The sequence below is a fragment of the Acinetobacter sp. Ag2 genome, assembly GCF_001005515.1.
Lineage (GTDB): Bacteria > Pseudomonadota > Gammaproteobacteria > Pseudomonadales > Moraxellaceae > Acinetobacter > Acinetobacter bereziniae.
The window spans coordinates 14,268-38,462 of sequence record NZ_LBNA01000049.1 but is presented as its reverse complement, the minus strand read 5'-3'; the positions used below and the strand labels follow the sequence as shown (position 1 = coordinate 38,462).

General features: G+C 37.3%; 22 protein-coding genes. 9 read left to right on the top strand and 13 right to left on the bottom strand.

What is annotated here, in order from left to right; genetic code table 11:
• The first annotated feature begins 67 nt into the window (after nt 1-67).
• From AAV97_RS10565 to AAV97_RS10555, 3 genes are all read left to right on the top strand, one after another.
• Nucleotides 68-1,126 (top strand): 2,3-butanediol dehydrogenase, encoded by a 1,059-nt coding sequence (locus tag AAV97_RS10565; RefSeq protein WP_005033205.1) that lies wholly within the window; start codon nt 68-70, stop codon nt 1,124-1,126.
• A gap of 543 nt (nt 1,127-1,669) precedes the next feature.
• Nucleotides 1,670-2,155 carry a DUF4189 domain-containing protein gene (locus tag AAV97_RS10560; protein WP_010590958.1) on the top strand — a complete coding sequence of 162 codons (486 nt, stop codon included), beginning with the start codon at nt 1,670-1,672 and terminating at the stop codon, nt 2,153-2,155.
• A gap of 384 nt (nt 2,156-2,539) precedes the next feature.
• Entirely contained in the window at nt 2,540-3,724 is a 1,185-nt protein-coding gene (locus AAV97_RS10555) for a hypothetical protein (RefSeq protein ID WP_046760534.1), read from the top strand.
• Nucleotides 3,725-3,845: 121 nt separating this feature from the next.
• Here AAV97_RS10555 and AAV97_RS10550 read toward each other — a convergent pair whose 3' ends face one another.
• Together AAV97_RS10550 and AAV97_RS10545 are read right to left on the bottom strand one after the other, a co-directional pair.
• Nucleotides 3,846-4,679, bottom strand: coding sequence for a DMT family transporter (locus tag AAV97_RS10550; protein ID WP_046760533.1), 834 nt, complete (start codon nt 4,677-4,679; stop codon nt 3,846-3,848).
• A 78-nt stretch (nt 4,680-4,757) separates the two neighbouring features.
• Nucleotides 4,758-5,738 (bottom strand): LysR family transcriptional regulator, encoded by a 981-nt coding sequence (locus AAV97_RS10545; protein ID WP_042086387.1) that lies wholly within the window; start codon nt 5,736-5,738, stop codon nt 4,758-4,760.
• Nucleotides 5,739-5,838: 100 nt separating this feature from the next.
• On the opposite strand from AAV97_RS10545, the gene AAV97_RS10540 reads away from it, so the two are divergent.
• The 6 genes from AAV97_RS10540 (at nt 5,839) to cntB (ending at nt 13,353) form a co-directional block, all read left to right on the top strand.
• A complete protein-coding gene (locus AAV97_RS10540) occupies nt 5,839-6,951 on the top strand; it encodes a tartrate dehydrogenase (protein WP_005033195.1) in 1,113 nt (370 codons plus the stop codon).
• A 37-nt stretch (nt 6,952-6,988) separates the two neighbouring features.
• Nucleotides 6,989-8,644, top strand: coding sequence for a BCCT family transporter (locus AAV97_RS10535; protein WP_139420340.1), 1,656 nt, complete (start codon nt 6,989-6,991; stop codon nt 8,642-8,644).
• Nucleotides 8,641-9,594 carry an alpha/beta hydrolase gene (locus AAV97_RS10530; RefSeq protein ID WP_046760532.1) on the top strand — a complete coding sequence of 318 codons (954 nt, stop codon included), beginning with the start codon at nt 8,641-8,643 and terminating at the stop codon, nt 9,592-9,594. The genes AAV97_RS10535 and AAV97_RS10530 overlap by 4 nt, the downstream gene beginning before the upstream one ends.
• Before the next feature lie 66 nt (nt 9,595-9,660).
• Nucleotides 9,661-10,776, top strand: coding sequence for a carnitine monooxygenase subunit alpha (gene cntA / locus AAV97_RS10525; RefSeq protein ID WP_005033186.1), 1,116 nt, complete (start codon nt 9,661-9,663; stop codon nt 10,774-10,776).
• Nucleotides 10,777-10,839: 63 nt separating this feature from the next.
• A complete protein-coding gene (locus AAV97_RS10520) occupies nt 10,840-12,291 on the top strand; it encodes an NAD-dependent succinate-semialdehyde dehydrogenase (protein ID WP_046760531.1) in 1,452 nt (483 codons plus the stop codon).
• A gap of 105 nt (nt 12,292-12,396) precedes the next feature.
• Complete coding sequence (gene cntB / locus AAV97_RS10515; RefSeq protein WP_005033180.1) at nt 12,397-13,353, top strand: carnitine monooxygenase, reductase subunit CntB; 957 nt, start codon at nt 12,397-12,399, stop codon at nt 13,351-13,353.
• 83 nt (nt 13,354-13,436) lie between these two features.
• On the opposite strand, the gene AAV97_RS21400 is transcribed toward cntB, so the two are convergent.
• From AAV97_RS21400 to AAV97_RS10465, 11 genes are all read right to left on the bottom strand, one after another.
• On the bottom strand, nt 13,437-13,763 hold the full coding sequence (locus AAV97_RS21400; RefSeq protein WP_228136537.1) for a hypothetical protein: 327 nt from the start codon (nt 13,761-13,763) through the stop codon (nt 13,437-13,439).
• Between the two features lie 26 nt (nt 13,764-13,789).
• Nucleotides 13,790-14,821 (bottom strand): helix-turn-helix domain-containing protein, encoded by a 1,032-nt coding sequence (locus tag AAV97_RS10505; RefSeq protein WP_046760530.1) that lies wholly within the window; start codon nt 14,819-14,821, stop codon nt 13,790-13,792.
• A 245-nt stretch (nt 14,822-15,066) separates the two neighbouring features.
• Nucleotides 15,067-15,615 (bottom strand): fimbrial protein, encoded by a 549-nt coding sequence (locus tag AAV97_RS10500; RefSeq protein WP_046760529.1) that lies wholly within the window; start codon nt 15,613-15,615, stop codon nt 15,067-15,069.
• A gap of 15 nt (nt 15,616-15,630) precedes the next feature.
• Nucleotides 15,631-16,641: a fimbrial protein gene (locus AAV97_RS10495; protein WP_046760528.1), complete on the bottom strand. Its 1,011-nt coding sequence runs from the start codon at nt 16,639-16,641 to the stop codon at nt 15,631-15,633.
• A gap of 11 nt (nt 16,642-16,652) precedes the next feature.
• Nucleotides 16,653-19,271: an outer membrane usher protein FimD gene (gene fimD, locus AAV97_RS10490; protein WP_046760527.1), complete on the bottom strand. Its 2,619-nt coding sequence runs from the start codon at nt 19,269-19,271 to the stop codon at nt 16,653-16,655.
• Between the two features lie 5 nt (nt 19,272-19,276).
• Entirely contained in the window at nt 19,277-19,978 is a 702-nt protein-coding gene (locus tag AAV97_RS10485) for a fimbria/pilus periplasmic chaperone (RefSeq protein WP_046760526.1), read from the bottom strand.
• Nucleotides 19,979-19,997: 19 nt separating this feature from the next.
• Nucleotides 19,998-20,477: a type 1 fimbrial protein gene (locus AAV97_RS10480; RefSeq protein ID WP_046760525.1), complete on the bottom strand. Its 480-nt coding sequence runs from the start codon at nt 20,475-20,477 to the stop codon at nt 19,998-20,000.
• Between the two features lie 54 nt (nt 20,478-20,531).
• Complete coding sequence (gene fimA / locus AAV97_RS10475; RefSeq protein ID WP_046760524.1) at nt 20,532-21,083, bottom strand: type 1 fimbrial major subunit FimA; 552 nt, start codon at nt 21,081-21,083, stop codon at nt 20,532-20,534.
• Nucleotides 21,084-21,631: 548 nt separating this feature from the next.
• Nucleotides 21,632-21,835, bottom strand: a complete 204-nt coding sequence (locus tag AAV97_RS20885; RefSeq protein WP_081409737.1) for a hypothetical protein — start codon at nt 21,833-21,835, stop codon at nt 21,632-21,634.
• A gap of 514 nt (nt 21,836-22,349) precedes the next feature.
• On the bottom strand, nt 22,350-23,372 hold the full coding sequence (locus tag AAV97_RS10470) for a helix-turn-helix domain-containing protein (protein ID WP_046760523.1): 1,023 nt from the start codon (nt 23,370-23,372) through the stop codon (nt 22,350-22,352).
• Nucleotides 23,373-23,649: 277 nt separating this feature from the next.
• Complete coding sequence (locus AAV97_RS10465; protein ID WP_042088389.1) at nt 23,650-24,192, bottom strand: fimbrial protein; 543 nt, start codon at nt 24,190-24,192, stop codon at nt 23,650-23,652.
• Between the last annotated feature and the right edge of the window lie 3 nt (nt 24,193-24,195).

The following is a 24,195-nucleotide window of genomic DNA, read 5'->3' as shown; positions in this document are numbered from 1 at the left end:
GGCATGAGATGCAGATATTCGCGATGTCTTGGTTAAGTTTTCTATTATCTTTATAAGGAATAGTTCTATGAAAGCGGCACGTTTTTATGACAAAGGGGATATTCGTATTGAGGATATTCCAGAACCTCAAGTCCTTCCCGGAACTGTGGGAATCCAAGTCGCATGGTGCGGCATTTGTGGTACAGATTTACATGAGTTTATGGAAGGTCCGATCTTTATTCCACCTTGTGGGCATCCGCATCCAATTTCTGGCGAATCTGCACCTGTGACCATGGGGCATGAATTTTCAGGTGTGGTCTATGCGGTCGGTGAGGGAGTAGAGGATATTCAGGTGGGGCAGCATGTTGTGGTCGAACCTTATATCATTGCAGATGATGTACCCACGGGCCCCAATGATCATTATCACTTGTCAAAAAATATGAACTTTATTGGTTTAGGTGGACGGGGTGGTGGTTTATCGGAAAAGATCGCTGTACAACGACGCTGGGTTCATCCGATTTCTGACAAAATTCCATTGGATCAAGCTGCACTGATAGAACCTTTATCTGTAGGGCATCATGCTTTTGTGCGAAGTGGGGCAAAGGCTGGTGATATTGCTTTGGTCGGTGGTGCTGGTCCCATAGGATTATTACTTTCTGCAATTTTAAAAGCCAAAGGTTTAACAGTCATCATCACTGAACTGAGCGCTAAACGTAAAGAAAAAGCTTTAGAAGCAGGTGTTGTGGACTATGTGCTTGATCCATCACAAGTGGATGTGGTGGCAGAAGTGATGAAACTGACTCAAGATAAAGGCGTAGATGTTGCATTTGAATGTAGTAGCGTCAATAAAGTCATGGATACTTTGGTTGCAGCCATGAAGCCTACAGGTGTGGTGGTGATCGTGTCAATTTGGAGTCATCCTGCCACTATTAATGTGCATAGTGTGGTGATGAAAGAATTGGATATTCGTGGCACGATTGCTTATGTCAACGATCATCAAGAAACCATACGTTTGGTTGAGCAAGGTAAAATTAATCTAGAACCATTTATCACTCAACGCATTGCTTTAGATGATTTGGTATCGCAAGGATTTGAAACTTTGATTCATAACAATGAATCTGCGGTAAAAATTATTGTACATCCTTAAAGGGGTAAAAGCACTTGAATAGACAACAGCGTCTTTGAACAATCAAACTGTAATGATCAGCTATCAATCCTATAGATATTAAAACGGTCTTCTCCCTTTGGGAGAAGATAAAGGATGATGGGCTTTTATTTGTTGAATGATGCTTTGAAACCAGTTTATAAAAGTGATGAATGGTGTAAAAAGCAAAATGACTTAAATGGTTAAGTGAGATTTGATTCATCAGATTGAGATCAAATATGAGAGAAATTGTGCGTATATTTCCATAATTATGAATTTAAAATTAAATAAATTTTAAATAAAAAAAGCTAAAATTTTTATGAAATTATTTTTTTAAATATGATTAAAAGACATTAATTATCAAAAATTAATATGAATTTTTAAATGATTTTAAGTCAATATTTCAAGTAAATAATCATGATATTTATTGAACAAAAAATAATCTTGGGTGAAAATGCTCATGCTTAAAATGAAAAAAGAGGGAAGCTTATGTGGATATTCTTGAATCAAAAAATAAAGTATTTACTGTCGATATGCAGCCTATTAATGTTCAGCAGTTTAAGCCATTTGGCGTGGGCTGAAGGTAATTGTCCTCAGGGTATGTATCCAGTGGGTGGGCAGGGTGTCATGGGATGCGCACCAATTCCTAATTACGGTGGTGGAGGGGGGGGCTATCAAGCGCCAACTTATTACACTTATGCGGTTGTCGGAGCAATTGCTTCAGGCAGTAATGGGGTAGTTGGACATTCTTTCGCTAAAGTATTCCGTGGAGATCTCCGTGCAAAAGCTGTAAAAGACTGTCAGGAAAAGGGTGGAACGCACTGTGAGGTTTGGTTTACTTACCAAGAAACCCAATGCGCTACCGTCGGTCAAGCGAAGGGCACAACCAAATTATATGGACAAGTCACGGGTAGAGATCATACATTTAGAAAGAAATTTGGACGTGAGAGTGTGTTATCACAATGCCAACGTGACGGTTTTAGAAAAGATCAATGTGAGGTCGTTTACGAGCGTTGTAGCGGCATCATGTAATACTAAAATGTATTTTTTAAATGGGCTGACAAAGCTATAAATATAAAAACTGATCAAAAATTTCAAAATCATTATTTTTAGAATATTATGTGCATTGTCAGCTTATACAGTATTTTTCTATTAAAATTATAAAACCTTAAAATATGATCTGGGTTGATAAACAAGATGATCATCCTTGGTACACATCTTTCAATATTGTAATCTTTGTTTATATACCGACATATAACTTGAATATTCATTTAAAAAAATAAGGTATTTTGCATGATTCAAATATAATTAGCATAAATTAAACACACTTTGTAAATGCTGACGACATAGTTTCAGCATTGTTTGTCTTGTTGAATTTGTTCATTTTCTTAGCAGGATAAACAAGGAAGTAGAATAATGAAGAAGGCACTCTTAATTTTGGGATCAATGGGTATGTTAGCGAATATGCCTGTTTTAGCAGCTGATTTAAGTATAGGCGATCCTAAAACAGAATCAGGGGAACTGAAACTCACAGGCGCAATTCGAACACGCTATATGTACAAAGATTATGTTGTCGAGGCAAATGAGGGCTCTAAAAATCAGGATTGGCAACTTGCAGATATTAAAGCTGTTTTGACTTATGAAAACCCCAATTGGATCGCTTCGATGGATGTTCGCTGTTATCAATACAGTCGTTTATGTGATGCTTGGTTTTTAAAAGATGCATGGGCAGGCTATAAGTTTTCAGATCAGCAGCGTTTGTCTGTCGGGTTTCAATCTGTAGATTTTGGTTTTGGTCGATTATGGGGCAATAGTTATTATGAAACATTGCTGAACACAGTAGGTTTTGAAGACATTCAAAATCTAGGGCTAAAATATCAATTTAAAAATGATCAATACAATTTTAATTTAGGTTTCTATCCTACTGATGGTGGAAATTATACAGGCACATCCAAAGATGCAAGTCGATACAGTGGTAATTTTGTTCAAGCAGATGATTTAAGTCAGGGTACAGATATTGAAGAAAAAAATATGTGGATCACTCGTTTGTCTAGAAAGTTTGATTTGGACAAATCACAAAACTTTTCGACTGAAATCGGTGGTTCATATTGGTATTCAGAATTAGAAAACAATCGAACTCAACAAGATGGACATCGTCGTACATGGGCTGTATTTAACACTTTGAACTACCAAGCATGGCAATGGCTATTTTTGGCAGGTGAGCAAAATATTAACAATGCGGACAATTTGCTACCAAATAGTTCGACTATGGGAGCCTTCGATTATCCATACCAAGTGGCAAATAAAGGCAAGTTTATGTCTAATGAAATTAATTATACATTGGCACAGCCTTTTCATCAGTTGGAGAATATAAAACCTTATTTGGCTTATAGTCGCTACTTTAAAGATCAAACAGGTTACCAAGATTCAGATCGACTCACCGCTGGGGTCTATTTTAACTACAAAGCAATTGGCATTCAGGGCGAATATATTTGGAGTCGCAATGATCCGATGACTGGAGGCGGTGCAAACGGTCTTGCACAAGGGGAAAGTAATCAGTGGAATAAATTGTTTTATTTATCACTAGGCTATTATTTCTAAACAAAGCGTGACCATTGGGCCAGCTTTATCCAAATAAGCTGGCTTTTTAATTGAACTGAGGTTTAAAAAGAGTGATGTTTAATGGGTGCCTATCTGGGAATGAGCTGTTGGTGATCAAGCGTTAGCTGACTCTCAAAATTAGTGCGCCGATTAAAATAATACAGGATGATAGAATTCGGGTGATCGTAGCACGTTCTTTTAAAATGAAAATCGCAATTAAAGTCGCAAATAAAATTGAAGTTTCACGCAATGCAGCAACGACGGCAACAGGTGCGAGTGTCATTGCCCACAAGGCGAGACCATAAGAGAAAAATGAACCGATTCCACCGATTAAACCAAGATGCCAATTTAAACGGAAATAATTCCCCATCTGTCGATACTGCATTTTTAAGGCAAAAATAAAGAAAATCAGTCCAGAAAGTACAAAGCTCCATAAAATATAGGAAATAGCTGATCCAGAAAGGCGAATCCCATGTCCATCCACCAAGGTATAACTCGCAATCAAGATTGCATTTAGCAAGGCTAAACCAATCCCTTTTCGTCCCTTTTTAGGTGCGGCGAAGATCATGGATAAAATGCCGATGGAAATCGTGATGATACCAAGCCATGCATAGAATTCGAGCTTTTCATCCAGCAACAATGTCCCTAAAACAGCAACGATAAGCGGTGCAGTACCTCGCATTAACGGATAGGTCAGTCCCATGTCTGCGATATGATAGATTTTTGCGACCATACCAAAATAGACAATTTGTATCGCTGTAGATGCTAAAATATAAGCCCAGCTTGCACTGTTGGGCATCGGGAAAAAGGGCAGCAATAGCATGGCTAAAACTGCTGCTGATGCTGTAACCAGTACGGTGGTTAAGAACTTATTTGAGCCCGCTTTGACAATCGCATTCCATGTTGCATGAAATACTGCTGCCAGTAAAATTAGACCAAATATCGTTGTGCTCATAGTTTAAGTGTCAGTAGATCATCAGTTTTATCAAGCTGATGATTGATGATATTTAAAAAAACAAAAATCTAAGCATACCTATAAAAATACCTTCTCAGCGCTTTGTTGAACAGATTCTACAGGTTGAATCAACTGTCCTCGTGATAGGTTTTGGATATGTTGCAAACGATTCAATAATTCATTTTGAATAAACAAAATACAGGTTTGTAATTTGGATGAACTTTTCAAACGTGATGGATAGACTGCCCATACATCTGCATCTTGCCAATATTCAGGAAGAATATGTTGTAATTGACCACTAATCAATTCATCGGCAACATCCCAAATTGAACGTAAAATAATCCCGTGACCTTCTACAGCAAGCTGATGAATAATTTCACCATTGTTTGAAATAAAGCGCGGTGTAACATGTACAGACATATCTTCTGAGGCGTGACGTAATTTCCATAATACAGAGGATTGATCACGCTCACTAATGGTTAAGCAGTCATGATGTCGTAAATCTTCTAAATTTTCAGGCGCACCATTTTTAAGGATATAACTGGGTGCAGCACAAAAAATTCGAAAATTAGGCACCAGTTTTTTTGCAATCATATTGGGTGCAATTTCGTTACCAATACGAATATCCAAATCAATACTGTGTTGAATCAGATCCTTAGTATTATCAATGGTATCAAACTGTATCTCCAGTTTTGGATACATGGTCATCAGTTTTGACAAGATGGGCGCCACATGTTTTCGACCAAACCCAAAGCTGCTGACAATATCCAGATGTCCTGTTGGCGTACTTAATGGGTTATTGACCAGTTCACTAATCTCATCAAACTCGTCCAAAATATGCGCAACACGATCGAGTATAAGTTTGCCATCTTCCGTCAAACTGACATGGCGTGTACTTCTATGAAACAATTTACAATTTAAATTGGTCTCTAAAATGTTGATCCGCTTACTAATAAAAGCAGGCGAAACGCCAAGCTCATCCGCAGAATCGACAAAACTCTTACGTTTTGCGACTGTGCAAAAAACCTTTAAATCCGATAGGTTAGGTAGATTATTCACGATCCGTGTCCATTGGGGTGATAGTTTTCTTATTGATCATTTTTGCTGAAAACAGCATGTTTACATCTAAGGATATTAACCAAAGGTGTAAGGGAGCGTTATGGCAAAAAAGTATAAAGTTGCCACGATTGCAGGTGATGGGATTGGTTTAGAAGTTCTACCAGAAGGAATCAAGGTTGTAAAGGCAGCAGCTGATAAATATGGTATTGAACTTCAAATGGATACCTTTGATTGGGCAAGCTGCGATTATTACCTTGAACACGGCAAAATGATGCCGGATAACTGGTTTGAGGTTTTACAGCAATATGATGCAATCTTCTTTGGTGCTGTAGGTTGGCCTGAAAAAGTACCCGATCATATTTCACTTTGGGGCTCATTGCTGCAGTTCCGCCGTCGTTTTGATCAATATGTGAATTTACGCCCAGTTCGATTAATGCCAGGGGTGAAATGCCCACTTGCAGGTAAACAGCCAGGTGATATTGATTTTTATGTGGTGCGTGAAAACAGTGAAGGCGAATATTCCGCAATAGGTGGCAAAGCTTTTGAAGGCACTGATCGAGAGTTCGTATTACAGGAAGCGGTATTTACTCGTCATGGGGTAGATCGCATTTTGAAATATGCATTTGAATTTGCCAGTCAACGTGATGCTCAAAAGATCACAGCTGCAACCAAGTCCAATGGAATTGCTGTCAGCATGCCATATTGGGACGAACGTGTGGATGAAATGGCAAAACAATATCCGCAAATCAAAGCAGATAAACAACATGTTGATATTTTAGCTGCCCGATTTGTACTACAGCCTGAACGTTTTGATGTAGTGGTTGCATCGAATTTGTTTGGCGATATTTTGTCTGATTTGGGACCTGCTTGTACAGGAACGATTGGTTTAGCAGCATCTGCAAATCTCAATCCTGAACGTAAGTTCCCGTCATTGTTTGAGCCTGTACATGGTTCTGCTCCAGATATTTTTGGTCAGCAAATTGCCAACCCGATCGCTGCAATTTGGTCAGGTGCCATGATGTTGGATTTCTTGGCAGATGGGGATGAACAGGTGATTCAGGCAGGGCAAGACATTATGCAGGCGATTGAACATATCTTGGTTCATGGACCTAAAACGCCGGATGTTGGCGGAACTGCAAAAACTTATCAAGTTGGAGATGCCATTGCATCATTTGTAACTCACGAGAAAATGGATTTATTCGCTATGGAATAACCACCATATGGAATGATCAAAATCCAAGATGGATTGAATAGATATGGATAATCAAAATACAAAACTCTATACAGATAAGACCTTAGCTATAACCAGTCTTGCCGTTGTATTTATTTCGGTGGCTGGTTTAGCGATCTACTCATCTGAATCAATAGAATTGGCTTCTAAATGGATGCACTGGACGACTTCGGTATTTACCACACCGGTGCTTTTATTTGCTTTTTTATCAATTATTTTTACCTTTGGTTTGGCATTTAGTAAATACGGCAAAATCAAGTTGGGAGAGGGAAAACCTGAATACAGCACCATGTCGTGGATTTTTATGTTCATTTTATCGGGCATTGGTTCTTCGACATTGTATTGGGGCTTTTTGGACTGGGCATATTATTACCAAACCCCGGGCTTAAATTTAGCACCCGAATCTGCCGAAGCACTCAAATACAGTGTGGCATATTCATTCTTTCACTCTGGTTTAAGCGCATGGTCGATCTATGCACTTGCGTCTATTTCACTGTGCTATAGCTATCATGTGAGAAAGAATAAAGGCTTGAGCTTGGCTTCGATGATAGAGGCGGTCACAGGGTTTAAGTCAACAGGACCCGTTGGACGTTTGGTTGATTTAATGTTCTTGCTGTGTATGTTTGGTGCCTTAACCATTTCATTGGTACTGACCGCAGTGACCTTTACCAATATTTTGTCGCAGCTAACCGGTATTCCAAATACCTTTATGACCAAGGTCGTCATCATTTTTGCGGTATCGATTTTATTTGCCTTGAGTTCTTATGTTGGTATGGACAAAGGGATGCAGCGTCTCAGCCATATGGTTTGTCTGGGTGTGGTACTGTTTGCAATCTATGTCCTGTGCTTCGGACCGACCCAATTCATTATGAATAATTCATTGATGAGTTTTGGTCTTATGGCAACCAACTTTGTTGATATGAGTTTATTTACAGACCCGATGGGCGATGGAAAGTTCACCCGTGAATGGACCGTTTTCTATTGGTTGTGGTGGATTTCTTATGCACCGGGTGTCGCACTTTTTGTTACCCGAGTTTCAAAAGGACGCACCATTAAAGAAGTGATTCTTGCCATGGTGATTGGTGGTAGCGTTGGTTTATGGTTCATCTTCGGTGTATTTGAAAACTACAGTGTATATAACTTTATTCATGGCATGGTGAATGTTCCCCAAGTCTTGAGTCAGCAAGGCGGTGAAGTTGCGATCAGTCAACTGTTGGGGCTTTTACCAGCAGGCAAGCTGATGATGTGGATTTTCCTCGGCATTATGGTGATTTTCCTTGCAGCGCATATGGATGCGGTTGGTTATGCCGTCTCAGCAACCTGTACACGTGGCTTAAGTGAAGGACAAGATCCATCACCAAATGCTCGATTATTCTGGTGCTTGATGCTGACCTTGGTACCGATTGCGATGATTTTTTCTAAAGCACCTTTAGACACTATGAAAACGGCAACGATTGTGACCGCCTTGCCTTTTATCGTGATTATTCTGATACAGACGTATGGCTTAGTGAAATGGTTGATTGAGGATTATTCAAAGATTCCATCACATCTGATTGAGCAAAGTAGCTTTAATGAATTGCAATCATTGGATCATGCAGAAGCCAATAAGCATATGCATATTGATGTTGCCATTGAACCGATTGCAGATAAGGCAAGTCAAAAGGAATTGTCATGACAGCACAATCGAACATGAACTATGAATTAAGTGAAGAAATGCAAAGCTTAGTGTATTGGAGCAGTATTTATTCACCTGCGGATCAGGATATTGATTCAATACGTGCTGCCTATGATGCAATGTGTTTACATTACACTTTGCCAAGAGATGACACAGTCAATATTGAAGATAGAGTCGTACCGCATATCACGCATCCAGTGAATGTTCGATTGTATTCACCATTAGGTGAAGCACCAGAAAAAGGGTGGTCATGCGTTGTTTATATTCATGGCGGTGGTTGGATGGTGGGAAATTTAGATTCACATGAATTTATCACCCGTTATCTGTGTCGTGATCTCAATGTTGTGGTACTGAGTATCGATTACCGATTAGCGCCTGAACATCACTTTCCAGCAGCTTATGAAGATTGTGAAACGGTTTACCTCTGGCTTAAACAACATGCGATTGAATGGAGTATTAATCCAGATCAAATCGTACTAGCAGGAGATAGTGCAGGTGGTAATTTAGCAGCATCACTGGCAGTTCAGTCACAACATACGGCAAATCAAGCATGTGGTCTTGTACTGATTTATCCAAGTCTAAGCACCCAGTTTGATAGCGAATCTTGCCAGCTACATGGACAAGCACCGTTACTGAGCGTAGCGGACATGCGTTATTACTTAAAAGCTTATGCACCCAATGAAAATGATTGGCAAGACTTACGTTTATCGCCGTTGTTCGCACAGGATTTTTCTGGTATGCCAGCGAGTTTTATTGCTGTAGCAGAGTATGACCCTTTAAGTGATGACGGACGTATTTTTGCTGACAGCTTAAAACAAGCCAATATCGAAACGGAATTTTATCTTGGAAAGGGATTGCTACATGGCAGTCTACGCTTAGTTCGTGATTGCCCAGTCGTACAGGATTTATATCAGCAGATGCTGAGTTCAATAAAGCAAATGCTCAATTGATTTGGGCATCAGCCAATTTTTAATGAAACGGTCGTTAGGACAAAAAGAGTTTAATGGAGTAAAACCATGAATGCAGTTGAAAAATTACCCGAAGATTTCTGCTCAAACCCAGATGTAGCATGGACCTTCCCAAAAGTGTTCTATACATCTTCTCAAGTTTTTGAACGTGAGAAAGAAGAAATTTTTGCAAAAAGCTGGATTTGTGTGGCACATGGCAGTGAAGTTGCACAAGCCAATGATTATATTACCCGTAAGGTGATTGGTGAAAACATCATTGTGATCCGTGGTAAAGATAATATTTTACGCGCTTTCTATAATGTATGCCCACATCGTGGTCATGAGTTGCTCAGTGGCAGTGGTAAAGCAAAAAACGTGATTACCTGTCCATACCATGCATGGACATTTAAGTTAGATGGTAGCTTGGCTTTGGCACGTAACTGTGACCATGTTGAGTCATTTGATAAACAAAACTCAAGTATGGTGCCGTTAAAGGTGGAAGAGTATGCAGGTTTTATTTTTATCAATATGGATGAAAATGCAACTTGTGTAGAAGATCAGTTACCTGAATTTGCCCAAAAGCTCAATGAAAGCTGTGCAGTCATCAAAGATTTAAAACTTGCAGCACGTTTTGTCACTGAAACACCAGCAAACTGGAAAGTGATCGTTGATAACTATATGGAATGTTATCACTGTGGTCCTGCACATCCTGGTTTTGCAGATTCAGTACAAGTCGATAAATATTGGCACACCACACATCAAAACTGGACTTTACAATACGGTTATGCACGTTCTTCAGAAAAATCATTCAAATTAGATCCATCTGTTCAAGACCCAACCTTCAGTGGTTTTTGGACTTGGCCATGCACCATGTTTAATGTTCCACCAGGCAGCAATTTTATGACAGTGATTTATGAATTTCCTGTTGATGCTGAAACGACCTTACAACATTATGACATTTACTTTACCAATGAAGAACTCACTCAAGATCAGAAAGATTTGATTGAATGGTATCGTAATGTATTCCGTCCTGAAGATTTAAATCTGGTTGAAAGTGTGCAACGTGGGTTGAAATCACGGGGATATCGTGGTCAAGGTCGTATTATGACTGATAGACAACGTTCAGGTATCAGCGAACATGGTATTGCATATTTCCAAAATCTGGTTGCGCAATACCATCAGTAATTCATCAATTTAGAGGTGCGGCAAATCTAGCCGTACCTTCTTTTCACTTTATAGGATCATGACATGACAAGTTTGCAAGGTCGTCAGTTATTTCAACAACGTGGATTGGTCAATGGTCAATGGATCGATGCTCAATCTCATGACACTGTACCTGTAACCAATCCAGCAACAGGTGAAGAAATTGGTGTGATTCCGAATATGGGAGCAGCTGAAGCAACGGAAGCCATTGAAGTTGCTTATCAAGCATTGGCTTCATGGAAAGCGTTAACTGCACAGCAACGTGCAGATTTATTGCTTGCTTGGTATCAGTTGGTGTTGGCGAATGCAGATGAGCTGGCATATATCATGACGGTTGAACAGGGTAAACCTTTGGCTGAAGCATTGGGTGAAGTGAAATATGCGGCTTCATTTATCCAATGGTTTGCTGAAGAGGGAAAACGTGTTTATGGTGATGTAATTCCAACCACCAATAATCAACAACGTTTTATCATCAGTAAAGAGCCTGTCGGTGTAGTAGCTGCAATTACACCTTGGAACTTTCCAATTGCGATGATTACCCGTAAAGCAGCTCCTGCTTTAGCAGCAGGCTGTAGCATTGTGATTAAACCCGCCAATGAAACACCATACAGTGCTTTAGCCTTGGCGAAGTTAGCTGAAATGGCAGGTATTCCTGCTGGTGTAATCAATGTTGTAACCGGTAAATCACAAGAAATAGGGGCGGTATTTACCAGTCATGAAAAAGTTAAAAAATTAACATTTACAGGGTCTACACCTGTCGGTCGTTTATTGATGCAGCAATGTTCAAGCACCATTAAAAAACTGGCATTGGAATTGGGTGGAAATGCACCGTTAATCATTTTTGATGATGCTGACCTCGATAAAGCTGTTCAAGGTGCGATTTTTGCTAAATTCCGTAATGCTGGACAAACGTGTGTTTGTGCCAATCGTATTTATGTGCATGACAAGATTTATCAGGCATTTACTGAAAAGTTTGTGCAAGAAGTGCAAAAATTCAAAATTGGCAATGGTCTTGAAGCAAACGTACAGATTGGTCCTTTAATCAATGAAAAAGCGGTCGTAAAAGCCCAGCAATTGATTGATGATGCCTGTGAAAAAGGGGCGCAAGTGGCTTGTGGCGGTAAACCGCATGCATTGGGGCAAACATTCTTTGAACCCACGGTTTTAACTGGTGTAAATCAGCAGATGGAAATCGTACAAGAGGAAATCTTTGGACCTGTTGCACCACTGATTCGCTTCAGTGAAGAAGCAGATGTCGTTGCACAAGCCAATGATACGATTTTTGGTTTAGCGGCTTATGTCTACAGTGAAAATATTTCGAGAATTTGGCGCGTAGCTGAACAACTCGAATATGGCATGGTGGGAATGAACTCCACCGCAATTTCCAATGAAGTCGTTCCGTTTGGTGGTGTTAAACAATCGGGTGTGGGGCGCGAAGGTTCAAAATATGGTTTAGAAGAATTCATGACCATTAAATATATGTGTTTAGGCTTATAGCAACAACACAGGTTGGTCGATCAGTGAAGATTAGCCAGCCTGAAATCTGCGCTTAAAATTAAGAAATGCTTGTATGAAGCAGCATGTGGTAAAGAGGATTTAGACATGGCAAGTCATTATGAAATGTTTCCATCAGTGGTTACTCGAGTAGAACAACTCACCCCATTGATCAAACGATTTACATTTAAACGTCAGGATGGACAAAATTTCCCTCAATTCAATGGCGGTAGCCATATCATTGTGAAAATGAATGATCAGCTTTCCAATGCTTATTCACTGATGAGTTGTGCTGAAGATCTCTCGACTTATCAGGTCTGTGTGCGTAAGGATGTCGAAGGCAAAGGCGGATCAGTGTATATGCATGATCAGTGTCTAGAAGGGTGTGAAATCGTCATTTCTGAGCCTAAAAATCTATTTCCTCTGGCTGAAAATGGTAGCAAGCATATTTTAATTGCTGGTGGGATAGGTATTACGCCGTTTGTACCTCAAATGGAAGAGTTGGCGGCGCGTGGCGCAGACTACGAGTTGCATTATGCTTTTCGTTCACCAGAACATGCAGCATTATTAGAAGAACTTAAACAAAAACATTCAGCACATATTTTTAGCTATGTCGACTCAGAAGGCAAAAGCCTTGACCTCGATCAACTTATCGCATCACAACCTAAAGCAACACATATATATGTATGTGGACCTAAGCCGATGATTGATGCTGTGATTGATCGCTGTAATTTTCATCGTTATCGTGATGAATATATTCATTGGGAACAATTTGCTTCAACTGTGCCTGAAGAGGGTGAAGCTTTTACGGTGGTACTGGCGAAATCTAATCAGGAAGTTGAAGTACAAGGCAATCAAACGATTCTACAAGCCATTGAAGCATTAAATATTGATGTGGAATGTCTCTGCCGTGAAGGGGTTTGTGGGACTTGTGAAACTACAATTATTGAGGGTGAAGCAGAACATTTTGATCAGTATTTGAGCGATGATGAAAAGTCTTCTCAACAGTCGATGATGATCTGTGTTTCTCGTGCCAAAGGTCGGAGATTAGTACTGGATTTATAAGTTGAATGATGATTTTACTTATAATTTAATGTAGCTATTTATTTTAATAATAGTATAAAAATCTAAGCGCTGTAGCTTAGTCCTTATGGTACTTCTACAGCTCTTTTTAATGTTTCATATAAATATTCATAATCTTTACTTCTTGCATCTTGTAATGTTTCCTTAATTTGCTCATCACTCCAACCTAAATATTTAACATGCGTCAGAAAGCTTGCAATCAAGACTAGACTATGATCACCTTTTCGTAGATAGGTACGTTTCAGTTTTTGTTTGGTTACTTTTTTTAGCAAAACTTTATACCTCCATTTTTTAATAATTTTATTTAAAAAAAGAGGGATAGACTTTCCATATTGCACATGATTTCTTGTCATTTTTAACAAAATGAGTTTTTTTATAGAGATGTTTAGCATTAAATTTTGATGAACTCATCGAAGTCTCAATAGGCTTCATATTTTTTATCAAGATGGCGTTTTCTCCATTCAGATGGTGAAACACCAGTCCACGTTTTAAACGCACGATTAAAAGAGGTTTGATCTTTATAACCAAGTAAAAATGCGATTTCAATAACTAGTAAATTTCTATTTTTTAAATATTTTTTTGCAAGTGTTTGCCTAAGGTTGTTTAAAATGTTTCTAAAAGATAATCCATTTTTCTGTAAATCAATTTGCAATAATCTTGGTGAGGTATTTAAAGATTTGGCAATGGTTTGAATTTTTACATCATTACTTTCTAATGCTTTAATAATACTTAAGTTAATGATCTCTCTAAGTGAATCTTGCTTTGGCATTTTTTGAAGTAGTGCATCTGCATGATTTGAAAGAATCGCAAATAAATTGGGATCAGAGCCTTTCAACTGCGTGTTTAATAACGTATGTGGCAATAAGATTCTTGTCTGCTGGGTATTAAATAGGATTGGGCAGTTAAAATATTGAGTATATTTTTCAATATCGTTAGGTTCGGGAATTGCTAATTCTAAACTATGAAAAATGGGTTCATTTGATTCAATGAGCTGTTTTATATGATGATAGAAAATAGAAACTTGCATTTCTTCGGTAATGATTGTTTCATATAAATATAAGCCAGCTTGAACGTAAGCTGGTTTATCCCATGAAATGGATAAAAAACCATCTTCGATATGAATATTCTTTGGGGTATAGTTAAACCAAAGTTTCTCATACTTTGAAAGTACCTCCATATAATTTTCCAAGGTATCTCCAGATTGAGCCATATAGGCAACCACCCCCATATGATGGGGTTTGATTAGAGCACCAATATCAAGCCCTAAACCTTCTTCATCGCATTGTTTTCGAATGTTTTTTATTTTTTTAAGCCACTCACCAAAAGTGATATGATTATTTAATCTATTTTGACACTCTGGCGGAAAATGAAGCCCTTTTTTTTTACAAAAGTCACTAAGTAGACCGATTAGGCTCTCATTAACACTTTTGGTTTTTAAAAAGGATTTCATTCTTTCTCCGTACAGATCGTTAATAAGTTGATGGGTTTTAATTCATCTTGTTTGGAATTTTCATTTGTATTCATTGTTTACTTCTGACTTTATTTGCATTAAAAAAACCATAGGTACACCAGCAAATCTTTGAATTTACAGGAATGAATTTGAGTTTTTTGAAATAAGAAATGATGCTTAATATTTTGTCTGATCGTTCTCTCTTGTTCAGACAAGCAAACAGTTAAAGTTTAGATATTTATTTTTCATTGATACTCTATTGTAAATTGAGCATTTGCATTGGCCTTTCCTGCCTGTGCTTGTGCCTTGGTCACGATATAATTTGCGTAAAAAAGTGCAGAAACATGACCATCTGAATTGGTAGAAAAAGCCTCACTTTTTTGCCCTAAAGCCAGCCTTTTTTTATCTTGACTTCGAATTTCAATCGCCACATTTTCTGCTTTATTCACTAAAGCATCGATGGCTAAAAGTTCAGCATTATTTGTGTCACGAATGCCGTCAAAGGTCAGCGTCACAGTTCCATTTGGAGGGCAATTACTCATTTCAAAGTGGATTGGAGTTTCTTTAGATTGACTGCCTACCGAGGGTAAATCTTTACTTGCGATACTTCCAAGCTGCACATATTTATCTTGTTCGGAACTTAAAACGCCACAAGTTGCGAGCGTCACAATTCCTGAAAGCTCAATATTTACTCGCCCCAATTCCACATTAGAATCTTGTGCATGAACAAGTTGAACAACATTTGAACCGTAGATCGCTACGATCAATGCCAGAGGCTTAAATAATTTTTGCATTGTTTGCTTTACTCCTTATTCAAAGTCTACTCGAAGGTATCCTCTAGATTTAAAAGGACCAATTTGTGGCGTATTTCCTGTAATACTCACAGGCCAGCTTTTAATAATGACATTTGCTGGCTGTTGTAAAATATTAAAAGGAATGACGCTATTCATATTGTTAGGTATAAGCACTTTGTCATTTTGGTCAGAAAGTTTAAATCCAATATCTGGGTTATCTGAAACCATCATATCCCCAGTGGCTTTTTCCGCTTCTAGTCGAAGTGTCAAAATTGCTTGTGCATTGATATTGGTGCATTGAATAGCCAATGTATGCGTCTGTTTATTGACATTATTGGGTTTATTACCAGGACCAGCTTGGCTAAATGCGTATGCAGGAATTTCCCCAAATTTGATTTCTAAAAAATCACCTGTACCGATTTTACAGCTTTGGGGAACACTCACTGAGCCGCTATAACTGATTCGATAAACAGGCATGTCCAAAGGTTCACCTGAAGCTGTAGTCACATAGACTGTGAACATGGTTTTTTTAGGAATTGGAACGAAGTCAATAAATGGTTTAATGACTTTTAATCGAAAGGTAAAGTTTGAATCCATGACTGGAAAAGGCTGACCTTTACTGACATTTGCGTGCGTACCCATTTGTATATAATTAGCGGGTGGATAAAAATCGCCAGCATAACTGTCAGTAATTTTCATTGCACCAACCAAATAGTCATTGATTGGTAAATATTTGAAGTTATCTATAGTTTCAACCACAGGCAGGTCTGTTATATAACTTCGTTTGGTACGGTTGTTACTGATACTGGCATTATGAACAGGGCAAGTCGCATTCACTTGTGCCGAAAAATTTTTTTTAAGTTCGACAATTTTTCCTACAGCATTATTAGAACTACTGAAGCTATTGGAAAGATCATAAAAAACCTCATCCACAACACCTTGTCCTTTACTATTCCAGCATACCACTGCAAAAGTTTGAGTTGATGCGACCATCAGCATTGCAGAAACTAAAAACTTAAATGTCATATGATCTCTCCTTATTTACATTCAAGATCAAATTGAATAACGGGTTGAGTGAGGTCCATTTCTGAAATATCGTAAGTCGCCAGACATTTACCTGTGTCAGATTCATCCCAATCTATGTGTAATGTCCCTTTGACAGGAAGCCCTGTTAAATACACTCGACCTTCATCGGCAACCATACTGCGTGCTGAACTTTCTGTTTCGATCACACGGCTTGCATAAGGTACAAATTTGCCATTATGAGTTAACGTAATCAGTGCTCTAACCCCTAAACTGGTGTTAAAGGTTGCTCTTGAAATTGCCCCTTTAATCGGTACGACATTTTCTACGTTATTGCTGATTTCAAGATTATTGCTGAAGCTATTTGAGTTGAGTGCAACTCGATTGGCACGATATTCAGTGGCATAAGGAACAATCGCATAACCTCGCCAATCTGTTTTCACACCCGTATAATTTTCAATGTTGACACCTTTAGCCCCTGGCGCTTTGACTAAAATCGAGGTTGAGCCTAAAGGTTGACCAAAAGTAATTCCATCTCGATGCGCTAGGATGCCGCCAGAAGCTGTGTAGGTAAATTGATTGGAATCTTTTTCATAGCTATAACCCGCACCAATGCTACCGTAACTTCCATCATAATTAATGCTGACGGAGCCAATATCACCTTGCTGGCTCACTCGCCCTTGATTAATGCTATAACTCAAGTTGCGGTCTTTGAGTAATGTACCGCTGACACCAGCCATGTATGACTCATTTCCATTGGAATTTTGAGTCGTTGAAAACGTGCTATAAGCATTTTGAATAGGGTGATCTCTGAAATTTGCTTTAGGCCATAACTTGTCCAGAGGGAAGGACAAATTCATGGCATACATCGTGTCACTTTGTTTAAGTTCAGAATATTTGTTATGACTCACTGAAAAAGAGTAATTTAAAGATTTCCAAGAATTTGCATATCCTGCTTGAGCCCACTCATTCTTTTTATTGGTGTTCCAATAGGTTTGTTGATTACCTGATATAAATAAAGAACCATATTTACCCAAAGAATGAGAAATATTGACTTCAAAACGACCTTTCTTTGCATTATATAAATTGTAGTAATCTGTGATGATCGGTGTGTTGGCTTGATTACCGTCTTGCGTTTCGGAAGTGTGATAGCCACTCATGCGGTTATATGCCACATCATTGAGTGTGTAAAAACCTTTGGTTGAGTAACGATAACCTAAAAGTTGAAAGGTTGTTCCTGAACTTAAAAGTGATTTTGAATATAAAAAGCGTAATGATTGTCCGCGACTCGAAGATTGGTCAGCTAACTTACTGTCTGCATGAGTTACATCAAAAGATAAAGCACCATAATTTCCAAGATTTGCACCGAGACCCAGCAAAGCACTCTTATACTTTTCTGCAAGTTGAGTCCCAGCATATACAGAGATACCATTATTTAGACCATGAATTGCAGTAGCTTGAACCAAGCTTGGACGATCTTGTGAGTCTAAACCGCTACGGTATTCACCAAGCACAACGCTATATTTAGTCCGACCTTCACGCTGTAAAATAGGTAGCGTTGAATAAGGAACACGAAAGCTTTGGATCGAACCATCATTTTCTTCAATAGTGACAAGCAGATCGCCACTGATTGATGTTGGATTCAAATCTTGAATATGAAAAGGTCCCGGTGCAACATTCAACTGATGAATCACATAACCATTTTGTTTAATCACCACTTTAGCATTGGTTTTAGCCACACCACGTATAGACGGTGCATAACCTTGTTGACTGTCTGGATACATCGCATCGGCAGTGGATAAGTGTATTCCTCTGAAACCATAGCTATCGAAAATTTCACTACTCGTTGAACCATCACCAATGACTAATTGACTTTTTAAAGGAATAACAAGTGTTTGTAGATAAGTATTTAAATTGTCCCAACGGTTTGTTGTTTGACCTTTATGATCGTTGTAATTCCAGCTACTTGAGTGCCTAAATTGCCAAGCTCCAAAGTTTATACCGTTGTCTAAACGCAAAAATAGACTGTTGGTATCAGTTTTGGAATTATCATAACCAGATAAACTATAGTTGGTAAAAAAGGCATTGATACCCTCGTCCCACTGATCTGGTGGGATATATCCACGGATTTGGTTACGTAACGATGCTTGAGGCAAGCTAATCATTAATTTTTGTTTATCAAATTGAAACTGGCTATTTGCACCTTCAATAATTGAAATAAAATCAACACATTGCTGATTTTCTTCTGACAATAATGGGTATTGGGCAATATTGACACCAAAGCCCTGTAAAGTTTTACTGTCAAAACATGGAAATAACCCTGTAATATCACCTGATTCAGGTTTTTCAGTGAAATTAATATCCCGAGTAAAGACATACTGATCATTTACATAGACATCTACCCGATAGATACCAGGTAATTGATGCGTTGATTTTTCAAATCGGGTTAAATCTGAGATTTGAGTATTGGATAAGTTGTCAGCTAAAAATGCTGGATTAAACACTTGTTCAGCATGACTTGTCCTCACCGTAAAAACGGAAATAAGAACAGTCACGGCTATACCAAATGGGTAGTAGGGAATATTTTTCCTCATACATACAGTGCTGTATGGTATTGAAAATAAATTATTCATAACAATTACTTCAGTTCTAAATCAACTTTAGGTGTTAGACCACCATAGTCATTGACTGTTTGATAACTTAAGTTGTGTCCTGAAGCATTTACAATTTTTGTCTCTGTAAATGGTGTCGCCATAACATTAGGCTGCTTTACGCCATCTAGATAAAGATTGACAAAAGAGACATGGTAGGGCGAAGGATTATTTACAGTGATGTGATCTGTATTTTTCGAAAATTTAAGTGTTTCTAAGCTGGCTTCAGGTTTAGTTTTTAAGTTTATTGGGCGAACAAAAAGCTTGATTCGAGATAATACAGCAAGCTGTAAAATGTTCTTATCTGCTAATGTTGATTTATCAATTGATGGAATTGCTTTCACATTGACCCAAAATACCGATTCTCGATCTTGAGCTAAATTGGGACTGAGATTGACGATTCTGAGTGTATTTTCAGTTTTTGCTTCTGCAACAAATAAAGGTGGAGTGATAAGAAAATCCTTAGATTTCTGGTCTAAGCTATTTTCAATCCATGCATTAATTAAAAAGCGTTCTTTGTTATTGCTGTTAATAATAGCCAATGAAATTTGTTTTGCATCAGCTGGATAAATCACTCGTGTAGAACCAAGAGAAATCCCACCAAAACCGTCATTATTTGCAAAACTTGAAGATGCTAAACAGGCTAAGGTTATATTTAAAATGCCTTTTTTTAATAAGTTGAAGTTCATATACACCCTTAGAATTCATTTATGGATAAAAAATTGAAATTAAAATATTCGGTGACTGATTCAGTGAGCTTTTCAGTGTAGGTTGAAGAAATATATTGACACTTTTTGTTGAAATGGCGCCGTAATGCGTCTTGTGGTCGAACTGAGAAATAAAGCTTTGACCACGACTCATGGATTCAAAATTCTGAATATTTATCTCTTTATCAAGATCATTTTTAGCTTGAGGGGATTTAAAAAAAATCTCTGGAACTTGTTTATTTTGCTTAGACAAACCAATTGCAAGATTATCGTAGATGCTATCAGTGCATAACGAAAAATGAAGTTGAATAGGGGATTGTGGAGCTTCAATCACATCTTGAACTGTTTGCTCAAATGAAATTGAGCAACTTTGATTAACTAAAGCTCCATAAAAGTGAGCTCTTCCACCAAATACATAACTGTCTGCATATAAATGAGTATTGAGTAATACTCCAGCAATTAAAATCACATATTTTTTCATGGGTAAAATAAGCTCTGTGAACGAATGAATAAATAATTACTTGGATTTAAAAGATTATTCGTATTTCACAACGAATGTTGCATCAGCATTGGCTTGACCAGGTGTAGATGCACCTGTTGCAACATAACGAGCACTGAATTGAAGTGTGTTATCACCAGCAATCAGTGTTTTAGGTGTTGAGAAACCTGAACCAGTAACGCCTAAGATTTTTGATGTATCATCAGCGAGTTCGATCCCAACATTTGAAGCTGCTGTTGAGTTAGAGCCACCCGCAGATACTGAAAGTAAATTTGCATTTGATGGTACAGACTGACCATAAAATGCGACTGCAGCAGTTGCTTGAACTGTTGGATCACAGTCAACAAGTTTAATTTGGAAAGGAACTGGCGTGGTTTTGTCACCTGCAACAGCCAAACGTGCAGTACGATACTGCCCTAAATCAACGGTTTGATTTGCAGATTCTGTACTTACTGCACATGCTGCATTGACGATTTCACCAGTAAAATGAACTGTACCGCCATTCACAGTTACAGGATCGGCAGCAAAAGCTGAAGCAGAAAGAGTTAATGCAGATAAAGTTGTAATGCTTAATAGACTCAATTTCATAGTAAAACCTATTTATTTTCGATAAGGTTAATTTTCGATTTTTAAATTTATTGAGTTCATCTTTTCATGATTTCAATAAATCACATTTGGTCTCACTGTTAGTGAAAATAGTGATGGAGTTAAACAAATGTGAGTTCATCGTAAAGTTTATTGTGTGAAATATCTTTGTACTTTTAAGATGATTATTTGTATTTAACGAATATTGTATTTTTTCAATAGTTTAAAATTTTTGTTATTAATCAATAACTTATTATTTTGTATTTTTAATTTTTTTTATAAATTATCTTTAAAACTACATTTTTTAGATGAAAAACATGATTTTTATGGGGAAAAATATTATAATTTCGACAAATTAATATTTGAAAATAAAGAAATTATCTTAAATTGATATTTAAGATGTTTTAAGTTTGAGTAAAGTCTTGATATATGAAAAAGAAACTAAAATATGAATAATAAAAAATAGATTGATTCTTAGGGGTAATTATACTTTTTGAAGGTGCATTTAATTCTAGCAACTACAGTGGTGAAGCATCAGTTCGACGATCATTTTATTCTATGGCTCTTTTCAATGTTGAATACAAATAGTTGTAGTTTTGACTTCTTGCATCTGCCAATATCTTTTTAATACGTTCATCACTCCAACCCAAGTATTTTACATGGGTGATGAAGCTTGAGATCAAGACAAGGCTCGGGTCACCTTTTCTTAAATATGTTCGTTTAAGTTTACGCTTTTCTGCTGATACATTTAGCACTTTAATATCCTCAAGATTTTTATTTAATATATTGCAGAAATAAGTCTAAAACTTTCCCTCTTATGCACGATTGCTTGGCATTTAAAGCATAAAAATTATTACACTTACTGAGTTGGATACAGATTTTAAAGCCTATGATTTAATCACTGAATTTGTTGTTCAGTTTCTGAATAAATACTTGGCAAATTTTTACAGTAGCGTAGTTTAATGCTTTTAGAAACCATGTATTAAACATAATGATATAAAGTACATACACGTAAATCATAGATGATTATTATTTGAATTTTCACCAACATAAGCGATTGAGCAAGAGTTTTGCTTTTGGCTTAGCTTAGAGATCTATTCATTACAGTGTTTATTGAAAAGATTATCCTTTGAAGGAGTCTTGGAGATTAAAGTGAAATCTAATTTTGAGTAAAATATGTGTTTAAGTTTGCTTCAATCGAAAAATGAGTATCAACCACGACAAGCATTTCGCAGTAACTAACATATTTTCCTTTTAAATTTCTATAGGCTACATACGTTTATCAAGATATTGCTTTCTCCACTCAGAAGGAGAAAATCCTGTCCATCCACGAAAAGCACGATTGAATGAGGTTTGATCTTTATATGCTAATAAAAATGCAATTTCAGTGATCGCTAACTTCTCGTTTTTTAAGTGCTTTTTTGCCAAATTTTTCCGTGCATTGGCAAGGATTAATTTGAAAGATGAACCTCTGTCTCTTAAATCTCGTTGTAACATCCTCGGAGTAAGATTTAATGAGCGAGCAACAAAATGAATTTGAACATTATTATGCTCAAGTGCTTGGATCACACTTAAATTTACCAATTCAACAAGTGAATCTTGTTTCGGCATTTTTTTAAGTAAAATATTGGCATGATCTGACAAAATTTCAAATAATGTCGGGTCATAGCATTTGAGTTTAGCCTTTAATAGCGTATTTGAAAAAACGATTTTGGTTTGTTCTGTATTAAAGTAAACAGGGCAGTTAAAAAGTTGGGTATATTTTTCAATATTCTCTGGCTCTGGAATTGCCAAATCAAGACGGTGAAAAGCATTTTCAGCAGAATCCATCAATTGTTGTAAGTGATGATAGATAATAGAGACTTGCATCTCTTCAACAATTGACGTTTCTTTAATATATAAACCCGCTTTTACATATGCTGGTTTTTCCCAAGAGATTGAAAAAAAATCTTCATCAAAATCAATTTTTTTAGGGATGTAATTGAACCAAAGACGTTCATACTTCGACAAAATTTCGATATAGTCAGCGAAGGTGTCACATGACTGGGCAATATATGCCACGATACCAATGTGTTTGGCTTGAACCATGGCGCCAATCTCTAAACCTAAGCCTTCTTTGGGATATTGTTCATTGATGTCTTTGATTTTATTGAGCCATTCTCCAAACGGAATATGATCATTAAATGTGCTGTTATAGCTTTTAGGTGAATCTAAGCCATGTTTTTTACAAAAATCATCTAATAAAAGTGTTAAACTATTACGAACGCTTTTAATTTTTAAAAAAGACTTCATAATTTCTCCAAGTTTCCAATTGACTTGATCGTAAATTGGGCTTAATATGCTGAAAAATTTGTAAGGGAACTTCACCCATCAAATTTAGGTAAACTGATTTGGTTGCCTAAAAAATTGACAAGCCGTACTATTGATAAAATCAACCTGATTTACCAAAAATTGAAATATAGTTAAGACTTAAAACTGCATATTCTTTTGCTCTAAATCATATACATGCTCCTAAAATTGAAGGGTGGTAATTATATACCTGTTGGTAAAATTTAAGCATGATGTTTTCTCATTCATATTGAATAGAAAATTGCATTTTTGCATTGCCAATACCAGGCTCTGCTGTGTCCTTAGTCACAATATAATTGGCATAAAACATCAATGATGCATTTCCATTGGCATCGGCTGTGATTGGCTTACTTTTTGTCCCCAATACAACCCTGTTCTTATCTTTGTCGCTAATTTCAATGGCAACATTTTTGGCTTTTTTCGGCACATTATCTATGGCAAGTAACTGAGTATCGACAGTATCATTGGTTCCTGTAAAGGTGATAGTGACAAGACCATTTGCGGGGCAGCTGCTGACATCAAAAGGAATCTGAACGCGTGGGGAACGATCATCTTTATACATTCCTTTGCCCAGTCTGATGGTTCCGAGTTCTATTTTTTTATCTTGTGCAGTACTTAACACGCCACAGGTCTTTTCTGTAACAGTACCTGAAAGGTTAAGATTAATTGCATCTAATTTTATATTATTTGCATTTGCTGTTAAGGAGTAACTTAAATAAAAGACGCTCATTACAGATATGATATATTTACTTAGATTTTGCATCTT